Here is a 17,440-nt window from a genome sequence, read left to right on the forward strand (position 1 = left end):
AGTGGCGGCCGTGCCTGGCTTGCCCTTCGGGTTGTGCAGCCTTGGGCGGTCTGCGGCGTTGCCGTTCCTTGCAAGGTACCTACCTTGCTGCGGACCGGCGCCTTGCATCCCATCCCAAGGCTGCGCAACGCGATCCCCGTGCGTTATGTGAACAGGCCCTGGCCCATCAATCCGGTTCCCTGCGAGTTCCTATTGTTTGCGGCCTGAAACCTTCCCGGGCTCCACGATCGAGCCATTGCTGATCACACAGGAATGGTGCAATGGTGGCTTCGATCTGGCCGCGCGCCGCGCATCGCGGCGTGCCTTTTTTTCTCGTGACGGCTCTGCTGGCAGGTCAGTCGCAGATGACCCACGCCGAGACGCCGACACAGCGGCAGGAGCTGACCGCCGCGCTGCGCCAGCTCGACGCGCTGCAGCGCACGGTCGCCGACAGCGCCGCACACACCCCGATCACGCCGGGCGAGCGCTACCACTTCGACTACCCACGGCTCCTGGCTGACTTGGCGCGCGTGCGCACCGGTATCCAGCACCACCTCACGCCATCGCGCGCTCAGCCACGCGATCCCGCCGAGCTGGCTGGCGAGTACCGCACCGAGCGAACCGCACCACCGGCACCATCGGCGCCAACGCAGGAGCGCCGGCCATGAACAGCGCCCAGACCACCGCTTTCCTGGCCAACAGCGGCATCCAGCCTTCGGCGATGGCGACCGTCCTGGTCGGCATCGTCTTCGCCGTACTGCTCGTGTGGGGCGTGTGGGCAATCCGGACGGCCTATGTCGGATGGGCGGAAAACAGCCTCAACCAACGCCAGTTCCTGATCGTCTGCATCCGTTTCGTCGCGATGTACCTCGTGCTGACCTTCTTCCTCCTCTCTTGAAAGGACCGACCATGCGAAACCGCACCCTCACCTCCCGCCTCGCCCAGCGCGCCACCGTGGCCCTGGCCACCGCCGCGCTGCCGGCGCTGTCATTCGCCCAGGGACTGCCGAAACTGGAAAATCCATCGCGCGGCACCGGCAGCGGCATCATGCAGACCATTCGCAACTATGGCTACGACATCGTCATGCTCGTGGCCCTGCTGGTGGTGGCATCGATGTTCGTCGGCGTGTGCTACCACGCCTACGGCACCTACGCGGAAATCCACACCGGCAAGAAGACCTGGGGCCAGTTCGGCCTCACCGTCGCCATCGGTGCCGTGCTGCTCGTGATCGGCATCTGGCTGCTCACCGAAGCCACTGGCGTCCTGTAAGCAGGTGCGGGCCATGTCCGAGCACCAGCACATCCGCGCCGACGGGACCGTGACGTTCCTGCCGCACCGGCTCAACCGCCACCCGGTGGTAGTGCGCGGCCTCACGGCGGACGAGCTGTGGTTCTGCTGCGGTCTGTCCGGCGCCGCGGGCCTGCTGATCGGCGCGCCGCTGTCCTGGGTGTTCCACACGATCGCGCTGGCGCCCACCTTCGTCGTCCTTGGCATAGCCCTCGGCATCTTTGTCGGCGGCGGCGTCCTGCGCCGGCTCAAGCGCGGCCGGCCCGATACCTGGCTGCACCGGCAGTTGCAGTGGCACGTCGCCACGCAGTATCCGCTCGTGAGCCGCTGGGTGGGCGGCCAGCGGCTGATTTCGCGCTCGGGCTTCTGGACCACCCGCAGGTTCACGCCAAAGGAGGCGCGATGAGCCGTTTCAAGAACGAGATCACCCACCTGCAGGCACACATCAAGACGCTGCGCCTGGGCGCCGGAGCGCTGTTCATCGTCGCCCTGGTGATGGGCGGCGGATGGTGGAGCGCACCGCGCGACCTGACCATCCACGTGCCTCCCGACCTGCGTTCGGGCAGCACCCGGAAATGGTGGGAGGTTCCCCCCGAGAGCGTGTACGCCTTCACGTTCTACGTGTTCCAGCAGTTGAATCGCTGGCCGACGAACGGTGAGGAAGATTACCCGCGCAACCTGCATGCGCTGTCGCCGTACCTCACGCAATCGTGCCGAGCCTTTTTACAGGCGGATTTCGAATCCCGGCGTAGCACGGGCGAACTGCGCCAGCGCGTGCGCGGCATCTACGAGATTCCGGGCCGTGGCTATGGCGACGACCCAACGGCGCGTGTGCGCCTGGTTTCCGGCAATGACTGGGTGGTGACGCTGGACCTCAACGCCGACGAGTACTACGGCTCGGAGCAGATCAAGCGCGCCCTGGTCCGCTACCCCATCAAGGTCACACGGGTGGACGTCAACCCCGCACGCAACCCCTTTGGCCTCGCGCTCGACTGCTACGACGGCACACCGCAGCGCATCAGCACGCCGGAGCCGGCGCGCCCAGCATCCGCCCAAGGCAGCCTGGTGCCGCATGCGCCTCAAGGAGACAAGCAATGAAACACCCCTTCCGGCACCACCTGCTCGCCTTGCTGGGACTGCTGGCCGTGAGCGTTCCCCTCGAGGCCCGGGCGCTGGAGATCCTGCGCTGGGAACGCATGCCTCTTGCCGTGCCGCTGCGGGTCGGCCAGGAGCGCATCGTATTCATCGACCGAAACGTGCGCGTCGGCATCCCGGCCGGCGTTGGCGAGCGGCTGCGCGTGCAGAGCGCCGGCGGCGCGGTGTACCTGCGCGCGAGCGAGCCGATCGAGCCCACGCGACTGCAGTTGCAAGACGCCGATACCGGCGCGCTGATCCTGCTGGACATTGCCGCCGAACCAGCCAAGGACGGCGAGCCAGCCCTGGAGCCTGTACGCATCGTCGAAAGCGACACTGCCCCTGCACGCTACGGCGACCAGCCGGCCGACAAAGACGCACCGGCACATGCCAGCGACCGGGTGCGTGCTCGGCGCGAAACCCCGATTCCGGTCGTGCTGACGCGCTTCGCCGCGCAGAACCTGTATGCCCCGCTGCGCACCGTGGAGCCGCTGCCGGGCGTCATGCGGGTCAACCTGCGCCGCGACCTGGACCTCGGCACGCTGATGCCCACGCTGCCAGTGCGCGCTACCGCGCTCGCCTCCTGGCGCCTGGAAGACCAGTGGGTGACGGCCGTGCGCCTGACCAACACCAGCACTGGCTGGATCACGCTCGACCCACGCACGCTGCAGGGCGACTTGCTCACGGCGACATTCCAGCACGAGGCACTCGGCCCGCACGGCGCGCCCGAGGACACCACCGTCCTGTACGTGGTCACGCGCGGCCGCGGCCTCGCGCAATCATTGCTGCCTGCCATCCACCGCTTCGACCCGGCCGCGCACTTGCCGCCGCCCGAGGCCAGCGACGGCAAGGAGGCCCATCATGCGCAGTAACGGCCTGCTCAAGTGGTTGATGATCCCGGTGGGGCTTCTGGTGCTGTTCATCGGCATTCGGCTGTTCTCGGGCGGCGATGCCTCCACGCCGCCCCGTACCGGTTCGAACGCGCAGTTGACCGCCGAGGAAATGAAGGCGCTGGGCATCGAAGGCGATACCCCGAATGACACGGTGGCGACGCTGGTGGCGCAGGTCAAGCAACTGCGCACCGAGCTGCAGACCGCCGTCTCCGACAACAAGGCCCAGCGCACCGAGAACCAGCGCCTGCGCCAACGTGATGAATCGATCGACCAGCGCATCAGTGCCGCGCTCGAATCCGAGCGTACCAACCAGCAGCGCGACCAGCAGCAGGCGACCAGCGAGCGCCAGCAGACCGAGGGCTTGCTGGCCGACCTGCAGCGGCGCCTGGACGGCATCGGCGGACGCGATGGCGGCCACGCCGACCTGCCGGTGGGCCTGGGGCTGCGTGACGGCGACGACAAAGGCGTGGAAGGCGGCACGCGCTGGGTGGAGCCGGACGATGCGAAGCAGACCGATGGACGCGGCAAAGCGAATGGCGGCATGAGTTTCCCGACCAGCTTCGGTCCGGCCCAGCGCACGCTTCAGAGCACCGCTGACACCGTGGCGAACGCCGGTTCCCGCGCCGCGGGCGCCAAGAGTACCAAGCCCGTCTACACGGTGCCGACCAACTCGACCCTCATGGGTTCTGTGGCGATGACTGCGCTGATCGGCCGCGTGCCGATCGACGGCACGGTCAACGACCCGTATCCGTTCAAAGTACTGGTTGGCCCCGACAACCTCACCGCCAACGGCATCGACATTCCCGATGTGGCCGGCGCCGTGTTCAGCGGCACGGCCTCGGGCGACTGGACGCTGTCGTGCGTGCGCGGCCAGGTGCGCAGCATCACCTTCGTCTTCCGCGACGGAACCGTCCGTACCGTGCCCGACGACAGCGACGGCAAGCAACAGAATAACCAGGGCGACGGCCTCGGCTGGATCAGCGATCCCCACGGAATCCCCTGCGTCAGCGGCGAGCGGCGCAGCAACGCGCAGCAGTACCTCGGCACGCAAGCCCTGGTCACCGCGGCTGGTGCCGGCGCTGCCGCGCTCATCAAGTCCGACAAGGGCGTGTCGGTGAGCAACAACGGCAGTGGCTCGCTGGGCACCGTCGGCATCACCGGCGACGAGGCCGTGGGCCGCATCCTGTCCGCCGGCGTGCAGGACATGTCAGCGTGGATCAACAAACTCTACGGCCAGGCCTTCGCGGCCGTCTACGTACAGCCCGGCGCCAAGGTCGCCGTCCACCTCGAAAAACCCATCGCCATCGACTACGAGCCCGAGGGCCGCAAGGTCGATCACCGCGCCGGAGAAAGCCATGCACTCGAACTCGATTAAGGGCCTCGCGCTGGCCATTGCCATCGCGCTGCTCGGCGGCTGCGCCACCAGCAAGGAAAAGCTGCTGCCCCATGGCGACAGCACGATGATGGACATCTGGCAACGGGAAGCCGGCGACGGCGCGGGCCCGGCCGTGCGCCGCCAACTGCTCGATGCGCGCCAAAGCCTGCGCCGGCCGCTGACCGGCATCGACATGCAGGCCGCGCCTGCCGAACAAGCGCGCTTCACGCGCACCGCGCACAACGAAGTGCAACGCCAGTTCAAGCGCCTGCCCAATCCCGATCTCGTGATGTATGTCTATCCGCATCTGACAGGCACCGACCCTGTGCCGGTACCGGGCTATGCGACCGTCTTCCCCCTGTACCAGCGCATCCAGTACGCCATGCCGGGCGAGCGCGTGGAGGACTACTGATGCGGTGGAAACTCCCGTGGCCAAGGCTGGGCGCAGTCGACACCAGCAAGGCACTCGATGACGAGCAGCCGGACGGCTGGCAGCGCCACGTCGAATCCCTGCGCCAGGCTGGCATCCCCGAACCCGGCTCGGCGGTCCAGGGCCGCAGGCCGGCGACCGTGGCCGACGAGCAGGCGCTGTACGAGGTGGCGCCATCGTTCGTCGGGCTACTGCCCTGGGTGGAGTTCCTGCCCGGGTCGAACTCGATGCTGCTGGAGGACGGACAGTCCGTGGCCGCCTTCTTCGAGCTGGTGCCGCTGGGCACCGAGGGCCGCGAGCCGGCCTGGCTGGCCCAGGCCAGGGACGCACTGGAAAACGCGCTGCAGGACAGCTTCGACGAGTTGGACGAAAACCCCTGGGTACTGCAGCTCTACGCCCAGGACGAGCCCAGCTTCAACCAGTACCTGCAGACCCTGCGCGACTACGTGCAGCCGCGCGCCCGCGGCACGGACTTCACCGAGTTCTACCTGCGCTTCTTCGGTCACCACCTGCGCGCTGTGGCCAAGCCAGGCGGGCTGTTCGAGGACACCGTGGTCACTCGGCTGCCCTGGCGCGGCCAGACCCGGCGTGTGCGAATGGTCGTCTACCGCCGCGCCACTGGACAAGCCGCCCGGCGCGGCCAGACGCCCGAGCAGGTGCTGGGCATCGTCTGCGACCGCTTGTGTGGCGGGCTGGCCAACGCAGGCATCCAGGCCCGGCGCCTGGGCGCGGCGGATATTCATGACTGGCTGCTGCACTGGTTCAACCCCAACCCCGGAATGCTCGGAGCGGCCATCGAGGACCGGGAGCGTTTCTATTCGCTGGCGCGCTACCCCGAAGCATCGGAGGAAGGCGAGATCGAGCTTGCGAGCGGGCGGGATTTCAGCCAACGGCTGTTTTTCGGGCAGCCGCGCTCGGACGTGGAGCACGGGGCCTGGTATTTCGACGGCATGCCGCACCGCGTGCTCGTTACCGACCGGCTGCGCATGCCGCCCGGCGCCGGGCACCTGACCGGCGAGACCCGCAAGGGTGATGCGATCAACACGCTGTTCGACCAGATGCCCGAGGACACGACGATGTGTCTGACGCTTGTTGCAACGCCCCAGGATGTGCTCGAGTCGGACTTGAACCATCTGGCGAAGAAGGCCGTGGGCGAAACCCTGGCATCGGAGCAAACGCTGCGGGACGTGAAGGAGGCGCGCTCGCTGATCGGCAGCGCGCACAAGCTCTACCGGGGCACCCTCGCGTTTTACCTGCGCGGACGCGACGAGGCAGAGCTGGACCGGCGCGGCCTGGATCTGGCAAGCGTCATGCTCAACGCCGGCCTGCAGCCGGTGCGCGAGGACGATGAGGTAGCCCCGCTCAACAGCTACCTGCGCTGGCTGCCGTGCTGCTACAACCCCGCCCAGGACCGGCGCAGGTGGTACACCCAGCTGATGCTGGCCCAACATGCCGCGAACCTCTCACCGGTGTGGGGACGCAGCCAGGGCACGGGACACCCTGGCATCACCATGTTCAACCGCGGCGGCGGAACCATTACTTTCGATCCGCTCAACCGCCTCGACCGGCAGATGAACGCCCACCTGTTTCTCTTCGGTCCCACGGGCTCGGGCAAGTCCGCCACGCTCAACAACCTGCTGAACCAGGTCACGGCGCTCTACCGCCCCCGCCTGTTCATCGTCGAGGCAGGCAACAGCTTCGGGCTGTTCGCGGAGTTCGCGCGCAAGCTCGGCTTGACGGTCAACCGCGTCAGGCTGGCACCCGGCTCTGGCGTCACCCTCGCGCCGTTCGCCGATGCACGCCGGCTGATCGAGACACCCAGCGACGTGCAGACGCTTGATGCCGATGCGCTGGACGAAAACCCGCCGCCACAAGCCGCTGTCACCGATGCAGACGAGCAGCGCGACGTGCTCGGCGAACTCGAAATCACCGCACGGTTGATGATCACCGGCGGCGAAGACAAGGAAGAGGCACGCATGACGCGGGCCGATCGCTCACTGATCCGCCAATGCATCATCGATGCGGCTGAATGCTGCGTGGCCGAGAAGCGTACCGTGCTCACGCGTGACGTGCGCAACGCGTTGCGTGCACGCGGCCAGGACCCCACCTTGCCGGAAATGCGGCGCGCGCGGCTGCTGGAAATGGCCGACGCCATGGACATGTTCTGCCAGGGCGCCGATGGCGACATGTTCGACCGGGACGGCACCCCATGGCCCGAGGCCGATATCACCCTGGTCGACCTGGCGACGTATGCCCGCGAGGGCTACAACGCGCAGCTGTCCATCGCGTATATCTCGCTGATCAACACGGTCAACAACATCGCCGAGCGCGACCAGTTCCTGGGCAGGCCGATCATCAACGTGACGGACGAGGGGCACATCATCACCAAGAACCCGTTGTTGTCGCCCTACATCGTGAAGATCACGAAAATGTGGCGCAAGCTCGGGGCGTGGTTCTGGCTGGCGACGCAGAACATCGATGACCTGCCGAAGGCCGCCGAGCCGATGCTCAACATGATCGAGTGGTGGATCTGCTTGAGCATGCCGCCCGACGAAGTGGAGAAGATTGCCCGGTTCCGTGAGCTGAGCCCGGCGCAGAAGGCGCTGATGCTCTCGGCGCGCAAGGAAGCCGGCAAGTTCACCGAGGGTGTGATCCTGTCGAAATCGATGGAGGTGCTGTTCCGCGCCGTGCCGCCGAGCCTGTACCTCGCGCTCGCGCAAACCGAGCCCGAAGAAAAAGCCGAGCGCTACCAGCTCATGCAGCAATACGGCGTCAGCGAACTCGAGGCGGCCTTCAAGGTGGCCGAGAAGATCGACCAAGCGCGTGGCATCGGATCGCCTGCCCTGGATCTGCCGCAATAGCCGCAATAGCCGCCGGAGAACGCCATGGAACCCCAACGTCCTTTCATTCCGATGCAGGTGCAGTCATTCCGCCGTCGGCGCTGGCGCACTCGCCGGCTCTGGCTCCTGGCCGCCGGGTGGCTCGCGCTGCTGCTGGTCGGGTTCCTGACCCGGCCGTCCGGCGAACCCGCACTGCCCTCCGCGCCGGTCAGCGGCTCGCCACGGGCCGTGCCTCCCTGGCTGCTGGGCAACCCGGACGGCCGTTTCACGCTGACGCTCTATGCGGACCTCGAATGCCCGTTCTGCCGGAGCTACTTCCCGCTACTCAAGCGCTGGGTAAGCAGCAACGCAGACGTGGCCCTGCAATGGCACCACCTGCCGCTGGCCGCGCATGAGCCAGCAGCATCGGCCGAAGCGCGCCTGGCCGAATGCGCTGCAGAATCGGGTGGGCAGACGGCCTTCTGGCAAACCATCGAATGGGTCTATGCTCACACGCGCAGCAACGGTCAGGGCCTGCCCGACGGCCTGCGCTATCCCGGCCTCACCCCAGCCATCGAGCAGTGCCTGGCCAGCGAGCGCCCCGATGCGGTGATCCGCGCGCAGGCTGTGGAATCCATCACGGGCGGCGTGACTGCCACCCCCTCGGTGCGGCTGCAAGATCGCGAAACCGGCAAAGCCATCCTGCTGGTGGGGCCGATCGAGGGCGATGCCTTGCTATCGGCCATGGACATGCTCGCGACTGGCGACCAGCCTGCCGCGGCCGAAATGCCCGCTGGCATCGCCAGCTCCCTGCTCAAGTAGCCCCGGCATGCAGAGCGAAATCGCGCGAGCGTCGGGCGTGAAGAGCTTGATGACAGGCGCGGCCCGCCGGCCGCACAAAATCAGCGCATCTTGAGCAAACGCTCGAATTCCGCCGGTATGGCCTGAAACTTGTTCACGCCCTTGGGCGGCCAGGAATCAGGGCTGCAATCGCCGAGATCCACGCGGGATGGCGTCGCGGCAGGCCGGTAGCCATGGAGGGTGAGCGGCAAGTCAGTGCCGTCACAGCTCAGGCGTGCGAGCAAGACACCGGTGCGCTTGTTCACCACCGTCGCCTCCCAGCATTCATCGGCACAGCCGCGCGATTGGTAGACGAGCTTTTCGCCGGGATGCGGCCACTTCAGTTCAAACGGGCCGGAAGTCTGCGCCTGGGCGGATGCGACCGCGCCGAACAGAAAACATGTGGCCGCCAGAATGTGGCAGGAAGGCACGTGCAATTTCCTCTTATTTGCCGCAGCTGGTTGCTCGATGGTTTCGTGCTGGAAAATTCGCGTGAGGAGTGTCGCTACACGATCAGTAGTCCAGCAGTTCTGCCGAAGCAAGAGCGCTGTTGTTGTTAAAATCATCTTCCCGAAAAATTCCACGCGCAAGCCGCTCCCTGAAGCCGGGCTTGGACTCTACATAACCTCGATCGCCGCCCGCCGCCAGCAACTTGCCGTTAGGCAGCAAGGAAAGCGTAGCCCCGCTTCCAACGGCGTCATGCATCGGCACCGTGGCGATGGAGGCGCCTTTCGTCACGTCGTAAATTTCAGCCGAATCCAGATCCAAGCTCCGGCTATCGCGACCACGCGCGAAAAGCACATTCCCATTAGGCAGCAGCACCGCCGTATGCTCCGATCGAGCGCCACTCATGCGCCCTGCGGATGACCATTGGCCTGTGGCCGGATCATAGATCTCCACCGAATTCAGATACGGCCGAGCGTCCTTGGCAATGGCCGCATCTAGGTCCGCCGCCGTGACATTGGGGCCCTTCTCCTTGATAACTTCGGCGACCACCGCATCTTCGTCGGCCCTCTCATCATCTTCGCCACCTGCCACCAAGACCTTGCCCGATCGCAGGAGCGTCGCCGTGTGACCGCAGCGAGCCGCTCTCATGTGGGCGGCCTCGGTCCAGGTGCCAGTCGCCGGATCATATAGTTCTGCTGATGAAGTTGCCGTTTTGCTGCCGTAGGTAGGTCGCTCGGTCCGCCCTCCCGCGACAAGCACCTTGCCGTCTGACAATAACGTGGCGGTATGGCAAGTACGGTGCGCAACCATAGACCCAGTGGCCAGCCATGCACCTTGAGTGGGATCGAACAGCTCCGCAGAGCCCAGAACCTCATAGACCCCACCGTCTTTGGTGCCGCTCTGGCCTCCGACGGCAAGCACTCGGCCATTCTGCAACGCGGTAAGCGTATGGCGCAGGCGTCCCGTCGCCATAGGCCCAACCGCTGACCATGCTCCGCGCTCGGGGGTATACATCTCAGCCAACGGGGTGCCATCAAATGAGAGTCCAGTCACGCTCCCCGTTGAAACCGTGATGGTCTCCACAGACCGGCCACCTGCAACCAGCACCCTACCGTCGCGCAACAATACGGCTTTGGCGGCAAGCAGCGGCACCGTCATAGAGCCGGTCTTCAACCAACGCTGAGATTCGGCATCGTAAAGCTCGCTGGAAGCCAGCACCCTGCCGCCGCCCTTTCCCCCGAAACCGCCGGTCACCAACACGTGGCCGTCAGGCAATGAAACGGCGGTATGACCGAAGCGTGACGTCAACATCGGTTTCGTGAGCCTCCATCGGGGAGGCTCATTCGTCGTTTGAGTTTCGCCGTTCGCAGACTGGCCCACGGCCTGGCCACAAAGTGCAAGGGCGGCAAAGAAGCTCAAGGCCGTCCCGCGCAAAAATCCGATCGTGTGCTGCATGTCCAAGAAGGGCGTCGTCACGTGAAAGGTGAAAGTCTAGCAAAGACGCTGGCTGACGCGTGGTGGACAAGATGCAGGCGGATTTTGGACAACCTCTGTGTATTCGCACAAAGCTGATCTGCCCTGGAGTTTTCAGCCCAATCGAAGCTTGAGAAAGTGGCTCCCGCATAACGCCAAGGAATGCGGTGCATCTGGAAAACGGATTCTTGGTAGAGCACTCGCCGGGTATGCGGTGCAATGCATGCCTGACCCGATTCCAGGCGCCGCACCATGAAGCTCCCTCACCTCGCTGCCACTGCATTGCTTGCCCTGCAGGCCGCCGCTGCATTGCCGGTGCTGGCGGCCGACCTCCACGTTTTTACCGACCGGGCACACCCGGTTCGCGGCGTACCCGCCGGTGCTGTCGTCGTCGAGCTGGACACCGCGGCGCAGCTCGAGGCCGAACTGGCTGCGGACCTGCCGGGAGATGCCGGCAAAGCGGCCCCCATCGTCCAGCGGCGACTGGAGCAAGGTGGCCCCGAACTGCAGCGGCGGCTGGCGGTTGCCTACCAGGGGGTAACCGAGGCATGGAGCCTGGGAGTAACCAAAGTGCCCGCCGCTGTTGTCGAGCACAGCTACGTCGTCTACGGAGAGCCGGATGTGTCGATCGCGCTGGCCCGCATTGCGCAGTACAGGAAGGAGCACTGATGATCGCCTCACGCCGTCTGCGCATTGCCGCAGCATCGTTCCTGCTCGGGGTGTCCGGTGGCGCGTGCGCGTTGGATACCGCCACCATCGCGGCCTCCGCGCTCTCGCCAGGCTGCCTCGAGTACCGGGTGGTCGGCATCTGCTACTGGCTGCAATGCGGCCTCGGCGGCTGCCGCGTTCGCACCTCAGTGAAGGTGCGCCACTACATCCCGGACGCTGTGGTGTCCAGCTACGCCAACACCGGCGAAAACCCGTGGATCGAAGCCCGGCTGCTGAGCCCTGCCAACCCTAGCGCCCAAAGCGGCGGCGACGGCACCACCAACCAGAGCAACGAGAACAACCTGGCCAAGTTCCGCAACGCCGACGTCATCGGTCATCCGGCAGGCGCGGCCTTCAACAAGTTCCTCTCATCGTTCGGCTACACGTGCGAAGGTGCCAGCACGCCGCTCATGCCCTACCTGCTCAGCACGCTCGACACCATCGCCTGGCGCTACAACATACCGGAGCTGGCCTACCCGGAGTCGCTGATACCAGGCATGCGCGAGGTCGGCGGGCGCCTGACATTCAACCTGTGGGGAAACATCTATCCACGCGGCGGCTTCCTGCATCAGGTAGACGACCACAAAGCCAGCGCCGTGGTCGCCCAGCGCGCTGGCGATATCGTCACGCGCCGAGGGCAGTTGCACGTCTACCAGCCGCTGCTGGCGAACGCGCGGCCCGGCTACTGGCCGGCCGGTGCCCTGGTGGAAAGCCAGGCATCGACGGGCAAGTGGCAAGAGCTGACGCCCCGCCTGTCGAGCAGTTGCGTGGTGTTCCCCAACACGAATTTCCTGGTCCAGGCCCAGCGTGGCGACTACGCCTGGGCGCTGTGGCGCCCCTATAGCTGCTGCAAACGCCGGGGGCAGACGTTCCTGGGCAGTACGGACTTCCTCTGAGGATGCACGGCGATGAAGAAACCTACCCCCAATCTCTCCTCCGGCCGTCACCGCGCGACATTGCGCTGCGCGATCCTGCTGGTTGCACTGGCACTCACCAGCGGACCGGCCCCAGCACAGACTCAGATTGGCGATGGCACCATCAGCAGTTCGGGCAGCGTTATCGGCGACAACGTGCTCTACAGCATCGGCGGCGGCCGTGCGGTATCGATGAGCGGCGCGGGCAAAATGCAAAGCCTGAGCGTGGGGATCGGCTGGAACAGCAACCTGATCTGCGGCGACATGAGCATCACCGCCACGCTGCAGAACCAGCTCAACGGCCTCACGAATGGCTTTCAGCAGATCATGAGCAACGTGATCCAGAGTGCGACAAGCGCGGTCGCCTCGCTGCCGGCACTGATCATCCAGCGTGCCGACCCCGGCCTGTACAACCTGCTGACCAACGGCGTGCTGCAAGCCAGGCTCGACTTCGACCGCTCCAAGCTGACCTGCCGCGCGATGGCCGAGCGCATGGCTGACCTGGCCGGCGGGCAGACCGGCTGGAGCCAACTGGCGGAGGGCATGGCGTTGAAGCAGGCAGTGTCCAGTACCGATGCCGTGGCCGCCGTCGAGAAGGCCGAGAAAAGCCGCGGCAACAACGGAGTTCCGTGGATTGGCGGCAGCAATGCGGGCGGCAACGGGCAGAGCTCGATCAAGGTCGTCAGCGACGTCACCCGTGCCGGCTACAACCTGCTCAGCGGGCGCGGCGCGACCGACACGTCGCCCATCAGCAGGAGCGCCTGCGGCAACAAGCTGACCTGCCAGACCTGGAGTTCGCCGCAGGACGCGGCAACCTGGGCCACCCGCGTGCTCGGCGAGCGCGAGCAGCGCACCTGCGAGCAATGCACGAAGACGCAGACCACGCCTGGCGTGGGCCTTACGCCGATGATTCAGGAGGAGTACGAAGTCAAGGTCAAGGTGCTGCAGGCGCTGGTCAGCCGCGCCAAACCAACCACGGCGGCCAATCTGGAAGCGGCCGGCGCCGCCTCCCTCCCGATCACCCGAGGCGTCATCGAAGCGCTGCGCGACGAGCCGGATCAAGACCTGCTTGGGCAGCGCCTGGCCTCGGAGGTGGCACTGACCAGCGTGCTCGAGAAGGCCCTGCTGCTGCAGCGCACGCTGCTCGCCGGCAAGAAGGAGCCGAACGTTTCGGCGAATGAGCTGGCGATCCAGGCCGTAGACCAGGAAAGCGCTGCACTGGCGCAGGAGATCGGCAACCTCAAGACGGAACTGGAGCTGCGCCGGACGTTGGCCGCCAACTCGCCGATGGCGATCATCCAGCGCCACGGGGCGCGCGCGGCAGGCTCGCGCGGCATCTACGAGGGCGATACGGTGCCCGGCCGCCTCGATCAGTTGCAGAAAGGCAAGCCGGGAAGCAAGCCATGAGCCTGATTCACACACGCTGGCTGCGGCCGCACTGGCTTTTCAGCCGGCGCACGGCGAAGGCGCTGCTGGCAACGGTGCTGATCCTCACCGCAGCCGTGGCGGCCAACATCGCCGGCGTCTACCTCGCCGGCAGCATTGCCAGCTGGGAGCGGTGGCTGGCTGCCGCGGCAGGCTACTTCCTGGTGTGGCGGCTATGCCTCTATGCGGCGACGGCCTGCGGCTGGATCTGGATGCGCCGCCGACTGCTGGCGCGCGAGAAAGACGTGCAGGCACGGCGCCGCCTGATGCGAAGCGAGATCGCGGGCGTCGTCGCCATCGTGGCGCTGGAGGCCAGCCTGCTGATGCAGGCCGGCGCGTGAGGAGGCTGAAACATGACGCTTTTGACGACCGACTACCTGGAGTACTACCTCACCCTCGTGTCCTGGATCGTCCACAACGGGATCTGGGCCGTGCTGGTATCCAGCGGCGTGTTCGCCATTCCCTTTCTGGCGATTATCCTGCAGGAGTGGCTCAAGGCCCGCGCCGAAGGCGCCGACGAAGGCAACAAGGGTGTGCTCTCGGCAGCACGCATCGAGAACCGGGTGTACGTGGCCATCGTGGTCGTGATGTTCGCCGGTATCCCGTTCATCGATGTCGACCTGAACACCATCCGGTACGACAAGGCACGCTCGGCCCAGTGCCAGGTCAACGTGCCGCTGCCTGCCGACACAGGCTGGTCGCAGTCCTTCAGCACCATCAACAACCAATCAGCCAAGGTGCCAGTCTGGTGGGCCTTCATGCACGCGCTCTCGCGCGCCGTCACTGGCGCGTCGGTCGCAGCGATTCCGTGCGGCACCGATCTTCGGCAGATGCGCATGGAGATTGACGCCACGCGCATCGGCGATCCGGTGTTGGCTCAGGAGGTTGCTGACTTCACCCACGACTGCTACGGACCTGCCCGCGCCAAGCTGTTCATGCAGCGCCCTCAGCTTGACGAGGCGCAGATGTACGACGTGACCTGGATCGGCTCGCGCATGTTCACGAACACGGCCGGCTACTACGACAGCTACCGCTCCAGCACGCCGCGCGTCGACTGGCCCTACAACGGCACTCGCGATGCGGGGCTGGCGCAGGTGCCCAGCGGCGGCGGCTACCCGACCTGCAAGCAATGGTGGGCCGATGGCGGCAACGGCCTGCGGGCGCGGCTGCTGGGCCAGGTAGACCCGGGCCTGCTCACACGCCTGGCGCGCTGGGCCGGCTTCATGAGCCGTGCCGAGGTGGATGATTCGGTGATCCGCGCCATCGTCTCGCCGCGGCAGCAGAAGCTCAACCAGGGCTCGGTCTATACCGACTACGGCGGCCAGATCGACAAGAGCCTGCCCAACATCGTGACAAGGGCCACGGGCGACGTGGGGATGGCGGCCGGCGCGATTGCCGCGTTCCCCGCCATGGACGTAGTGCGCCAGGCGCTGCCCATGGTGCTCGCCTTGCTCAAGATGGCGCTGGTCATCTGCATCCCGCTGGTGCTGGTCGTGGGCACCTACGACCTGAAGACGGTCGTCACCGTCAGCGTCGTGCAGTTCGCATTGTTCTTCGTGGACTTCTGGTTCCAGCTGGCCCGCTGGATCGACAGCACCATCCTCGACGCGCTCTACGGTTGGGGCTTCGGCTGGAACCGGCCGCACCAAAATTTTCATCCGCTGGTGGGGTTGGACAACGCCTTCGGCGACATGCTGCTGAATTTCGTCATGGGGACGATGTTCATTGCGCTGCCCGCATTCTGGGTCGCGGCGTTGGCCTGGGCGGGTGTCCGGGTAGGCAACATTGCTCAGATGATGGCAACGTCAACCGATGGGGCCAAAGCCGCGGGGAGCAAAGTCGCTAATAAGGTAGTCTAAGCATCGTCATCCTGACCGGGATCGACACGCGTTTCGCCACGATATAGACCATACCCGGACCAGCCCACCCGCCATTCCGCCTTTTCATCGTCTTCCAAGGAGGATTTATCAGCAGCCCGTGCAAGTACCATGACGAACACCAGCAGCAGAGCCAGCCAGAAGGTGGTGTACAGCAACACCCCGAGCACAGCCAGCTTGACCGCCCACACGAGTACGGCGGCTCCAGCCAGCGGCATCCCCTTGGACACCAACCAGTTCGACGCACGCCGCTCACCGCGCGCATAGGCACGCCATCCGCGGCCAAGCCGGCGGCCGAATCGTTCTGCGATGCTGGTGTGCTTTGTCGTCTTCATGATCGTCAGCGCATGGATGTGCGGTAGCTGCTCCAGTTTGCCCCAATCGCTCCTGCTTGCGGCGTAGATGTGTCTTCACCTGCGGCAAAACGCTTCGTCTCAGGCTCTACGGACCAAGATCGGGCACCACGCCGATGCGATAGGTGGCAACGAAACGCGGCCAGTCTGCATGGTCAACCAGATCAATGTCCTCGAAGACGCGAATCCTTGCCTTGGCCCGCTCGAACAGTGCGATGCTCGCGGAAGGATAATTGTTGCGCGACGGATAGAGCATGCCGTCGAACAGCGGGAGGCTATCGGCACCGAGCATTGCATGCACCTGCGCAGAAATCTGCTGCGTATGCGTGTAGTCCCTGCTGGCCAACTGTTCCAGATTCAAGCCGAAGTAACCCGCCATGACACCCGCTGCCGTGAGGTCTGCCAAGCGCAGTTCGCGCAGGACGCCCACCGCGCGCACCATCCGGCTTTGGATTTCCTTGAGCGCGATCGAGCGCTCCGTGTTCGCGAGCCACTGGTGCTTGTGAAACACCGACTCCATCAGCGCCGTGGGAAGGTCACGGCCCAGGTATAGCACGCCATAGGTCCGTGCGGGGTCATCGTAGCGGTTGGCGGCGTCGCAGCCGTAGTGCAGCGGGCCGCCCCGGTACGCGACACGGCTCACGTGCTGAAGCAATTCACCCGCATCGATCAGGAACGGTGGCAACTCGATACTCACGCCAACCCCATCTCAATGCGCATGCACGCCCAGAACGTTGAACACGGCTCGGGCCACGTCGTCGATCGAGCCCGCCGTTACCGCCTCCACCGGCGAACGCCCGCCCAGGCCCTCTATCGGTTCGGACAACGTACGGTAGATCGTCCAGTTGTCGATGCCCTCGACCTCCTGAAGCACAGCCTGCGTCAACTGCTGCTTCACCGGATCTAGCTGCCAGTCGGGCAGCTTCTGGCCACGCGGCCCCACGTTCAACGCCAGCAGCCTGCGGGCCAGGATGTCCTTATAGATTTGCTGGCGCGACTTGTCCGCCAACTTGGCAAACTCGGGCAGCGGCAGGTTGTGCGGCCGGTCGAATGCCTCCAGCAACACGGCGCGGCCGCGCTGGATGTCGGTTTCGCCGGGCGTCCAGCGCATGCCGGCGCGCAGTGCAGCCGCCTTGCGCGCCAGGGTCTGCTCCACCGCTTTCTCTTCCAAGGCAGCGGGAAGCTCCACCGCCTCCACGCGCTCGTGGACGAACGCCTGCAACTCTGCCGCGAAAGCCCGAGCATCCAGGATTTCGACAGTCGCCGCGAAACGGCGCACATCCTCCACCGTGACACGAGGCAGATGGTCGGCAATGAATTCAAGGGTCGTGGGCATGGTCATCTCCTACAGCATGGTTGAGACAAAACCCACTCTAGTCTCTCTTGTCTCGTTTGTCAACTTTGACAACTCGCAAAGCTACTCTCCCTGGCAAAGGCCTCCATCGGCCTGGTTGGCGACGGCATCCGCGCATCATAGGGCAGCCTC

The 17,440-nt window shown here is 65.6% G+C and carries 20 protein-coding genes; 15 read left to right on the plus strand and 5 right to left on the minus strand.

Going from position 1 to position 17,440, the window contains the following annotated elements; all coding sequences use genetic code 11:
* The first annotated feature begins 260 nt into the window (after nt 1-260).
* The 10 genes from J8I33_RS13140 to J8I33_RS13185 are packed head-to-tail and all read left to right on the plus strand — an operon-like array spanning nt 261 to nt 8,739.
* Nucleotides 261-647, plus strand: coding sequence for an RAQPRD family integrative conjugative element protein (locus J8I33_RS13140; RefSeq protein WP_209936467.1), 387 nt, complete (start codon nt 261-263; stop codon nt 645-647).
* Nucleotides 644-877: a TIGR03758 family integrating conjugative element protein gene (locus tag J8I33_RS13145; protein ID WP_209936474.1), complete on the plus strand. Its 234-nt coding sequence runs from the start codon at nt 644-646 to the stop codon at nt 875-877. The genes J8I33_RS13140 and J8I33_RS13145 overlap by 4 nt, the downstream gene beginning before the upstream one ends.
* Before the next feature lie 11 nt (nt 878-888).
* Complete coding sequence (locus J8I33_RS13150) at nt 889-1,248, plus strand: TIGR03745 family integrating conjugative element membrane protein (RefSeq protein ID WP_209936479.1); 360 nt, start codon at nt 889-891, stop codon at nt 1,246-1,248.
* A 13-nt stretch (nt 1,249-1,261) separates the two neighbouring features.
* The gene (locus J8I33_RS13155; protein ID WP_209936485.1) at nt 1,262-1,672 is read left to right on the plus strand and encodes a TIGR03750 family conjugal transfer protein; all 411 of its coding nucleotides are present in this window, start codon (nt 1,262-1,264) and stop codon (nt 1,670-1,672) included.
* Nucleotides 1,669-2,364, plus strand: a complete 696-nt coding sequence (locus J8I33_RS13160; protein WP_209936491.1) for a PFL_4703 family integrating conjugative element protein — start codon at nt 1,669-1,671, stop codon at nt 2,362-2,364. Before J8I33_RS13155 ends, J8I33_RS13160 begins: the two co-directional genes overlap by 4 nt.
* Entirely contained in the window at nt 2,361-3,272 is a 912-nt protein-coding gene (locus J8I33_RS13165) for a TIGR03749 family integrating conjugative element protein (RefSeq protein WP_209936498.1), read from the plus strand. The genes J8I33_RS13160 and J8I33_RS13165 overlap by 4 nt, the downstream gene beginning before the upstream one ends.
* A complete protein-coding gene (locus tag J8I33_RS13170) occupies nt 3,262-4,668 on the plus strand; it encodes a TIGR03752 family integrating conjugative element protein (RefSeq protein WP_209936504.1) in 1,407 nt (468 codons plus the stop codon). The genes J8I33_RS13165 and J8I33_RS13170 overlap by 11 nt, the downstream gene beginning before the upstream one ends.
* Entirely contained in the window at nt 4,649-5,080 is a 432-nt protein-coding gene (locus J8I33_RS13175) for a TIGR03751 family conjugal transfer lipoprotein (RefSeq protein WP_209936509.1), read from the plus strand. Before J8I33_RS13170 ends, J8I33_RS13175 begins: the two co-directional genes overlap by 20 nt.
* A complete protein-coding gene (locus J8I33_RS13180; protein ID WP_209936514.1) occupies nt 5,080-7,959 on the plus strand; it encodes a conjugative transfer ATPase in 2,880 nt (959 codons plus the stop codon). The genes J8I33_RS13175 and J8I33_RS13180 overlap by 1 nt, the downstream gene beginning before the upstream one ends.
* Nucleotides 7,960-7,983: 24 nt before the next feature.
* Nucleotides 7,984-8,739, plus strand: a complete 756-nt coding sequence (locus J8I33_RS13185; protein WP_209936518.1) for a thioredoxin domain-containing protein — start codon at nt 7,984-7,986, stop codon at nt 8,737-8,739.
* 80 nt (nt 8,740-8,819) lie between these two features.
* On the opposite strand, the gene J8I33_RS13190 is transcribed toward J8I33_RS13185, so the two are convergent.
* Together J8I33_RS13190 and J8I33_RS13195 are read right to left on the minus strand one after the other, a co-directional pair.
* A complete protein-coding gene (locus J8I33_RS13190) occupies nt 8,820-9,188 on the minus strand; it encodes a hypothetical protein (protein WP_209936520.1) in 369 nt (122 codons plus the stop codon).
* A gap of 82 nt (nt 9,189-9,270) precedes the next feature.
* Nucleotides 9,271-10,659: a kelch repeat-containing protein gene (locus J8I33_RS13195; protein WP_209936523.1), complete on the minus strand. Its 1,389-nt coding sequence runs from the start codon at nt 10,657-10,659 to the stop codon at nt 9,271-9,273.
* A 270-nt stretch (nt 10,660-10,929) separates the two neighbouring features.
* Between J8I33_RS13195 and J8I33_RS13200 the strand changes: the two genes are divergently transcribed.
* Genes J8I33_RS13200 through J8I33_RS13220 form a run of 5 tightly spaced genes read left to right on the plus strand, consistent with a single transcriptional unit; the run spans nt 10,930 to nt 15,583 of the window.
* Nucleotides 10,930-11,346: a TIGR03757 family integrating conjugative element protein gene (locus J8I33_RS13200; protein ID WP_209936526.1), complete on the plus strand. Its 417-nt coding sequence runs from the start codon at nt 10,930-10,932 to the stop codon at nt 11,344-11,346.
* Nucleotides 11,346-12,281 carry a TIGR03756 family integrating conjugative element protein gene (locus J8I33_RS13205; RefSeq protein ID WP_209936529.1) on the plus strand — a complete coding sequence of 312 codons (936 nt, stop codon included), beginning with the start codon at nt 11,346-11,348 and terminating at the stop codon, nt 12,279-12,281. The genes J8I33_RS13200 and J8I33_RS13205 overlap by 1 nt, the downstream gene beginning before the upstream one ends.
* Before the next feature lie 12 nt (nt 12,282-12,293).
* Nucleotides 12,294-13,706 carry an integrating conjugative element protein gene (locus J8I33_RS13210; RefSeq protein WP_209936535.1) on the plus strand — a complete coding sequence of 471 codons (1,413 nt, stop codon included), beginning with the start codon at nt 12,294-12,296 and terminating at the stop codon, nt 13,704-13,706.
* Nucleotides 13,703-14,065, plus strand: a complete 363-nt coding sequence (locus tag J8I33_RS13215; RefSeq protein ID WP_209936539.1) for a hypothetical protein — start codon at nt 13,703-13,705, stop codon at nt 14,063-14,065. Before J8I33_RS13210 ends, J8I33_RS13215 begins: the two co-directional genes overlap by 4 nt.
* A gap of 12 nt (nt 14,066-14,077) precedes the next feature.
* A complete protein-coding gene (locus J8I33_RS13220) occupies nt 14,078-15,583 on the plus strand; it encodes a conjugal transfer protein TraG N-terminal domain-containing protein (RefSeq protein ID WP_209936546.1) in 1,506 nt (501 codons plus the stop codon).
* Here J8I33_RS13220 and J8I33_RS13225 read toward each other — a convergent pair.
* From J8I33_RS13225 to J8I33_RS13235, 3 genes are all read right to left on the minus strand, one after another.
* Complete coding sequence (locus tag J8I33_RS13225; protein ID WP_209936554.1) at nt 15,580-15,936, minus strand: DUF3742 family protein; 357 nt, start codon at nt 15,934-15,936, stop codon at nt 15,580-15,582. The genes J8I33_RS13220 and J8I33_RS13225 overlap by 4 nt on opposite strands.
* Nucleotides 15,937-16,042: 106 nt before the next feature.
* The gene (locus tag J8I33_RS13230) at nt 16,043-16,651 is read right to left on the minus strand and encodes an RES family NAD+ phosphorylase (protein ID WP_209936560.1); all 609 of its coding nucleotides are present in this window, start codon (nt 16,649-16,651) and stop codon (nt 16,043-16,045) included.
* 12 nt (nt 16,652-16,663) lie between these two features.
* The gene (locus tag J8I33_RS13235) at nt 16,664-17,290 is read right to left on the minus strand and encodes an integrase (protein ID WP_209936566.1); all 627 of its coding nucleotides are present in this window, start codon (nt 17,288-17,290) and stop codon (nt 16,664-16,666) included.
* Nucleotides 17,291-17,440 lie beyond the last annotated feature (150 nt).

The organism is Burkholderia sp. AcTa6-5 (assembly GCF_017815075.1).
In the GTDB taxonomy this organism is placed as follows: domain Bacteria; phylum Pseudomonadota; class Gammaproteobacteria; order Burkholderiales; family Burkholderiaceae; genus Burkholderia; species Burkholderia sola.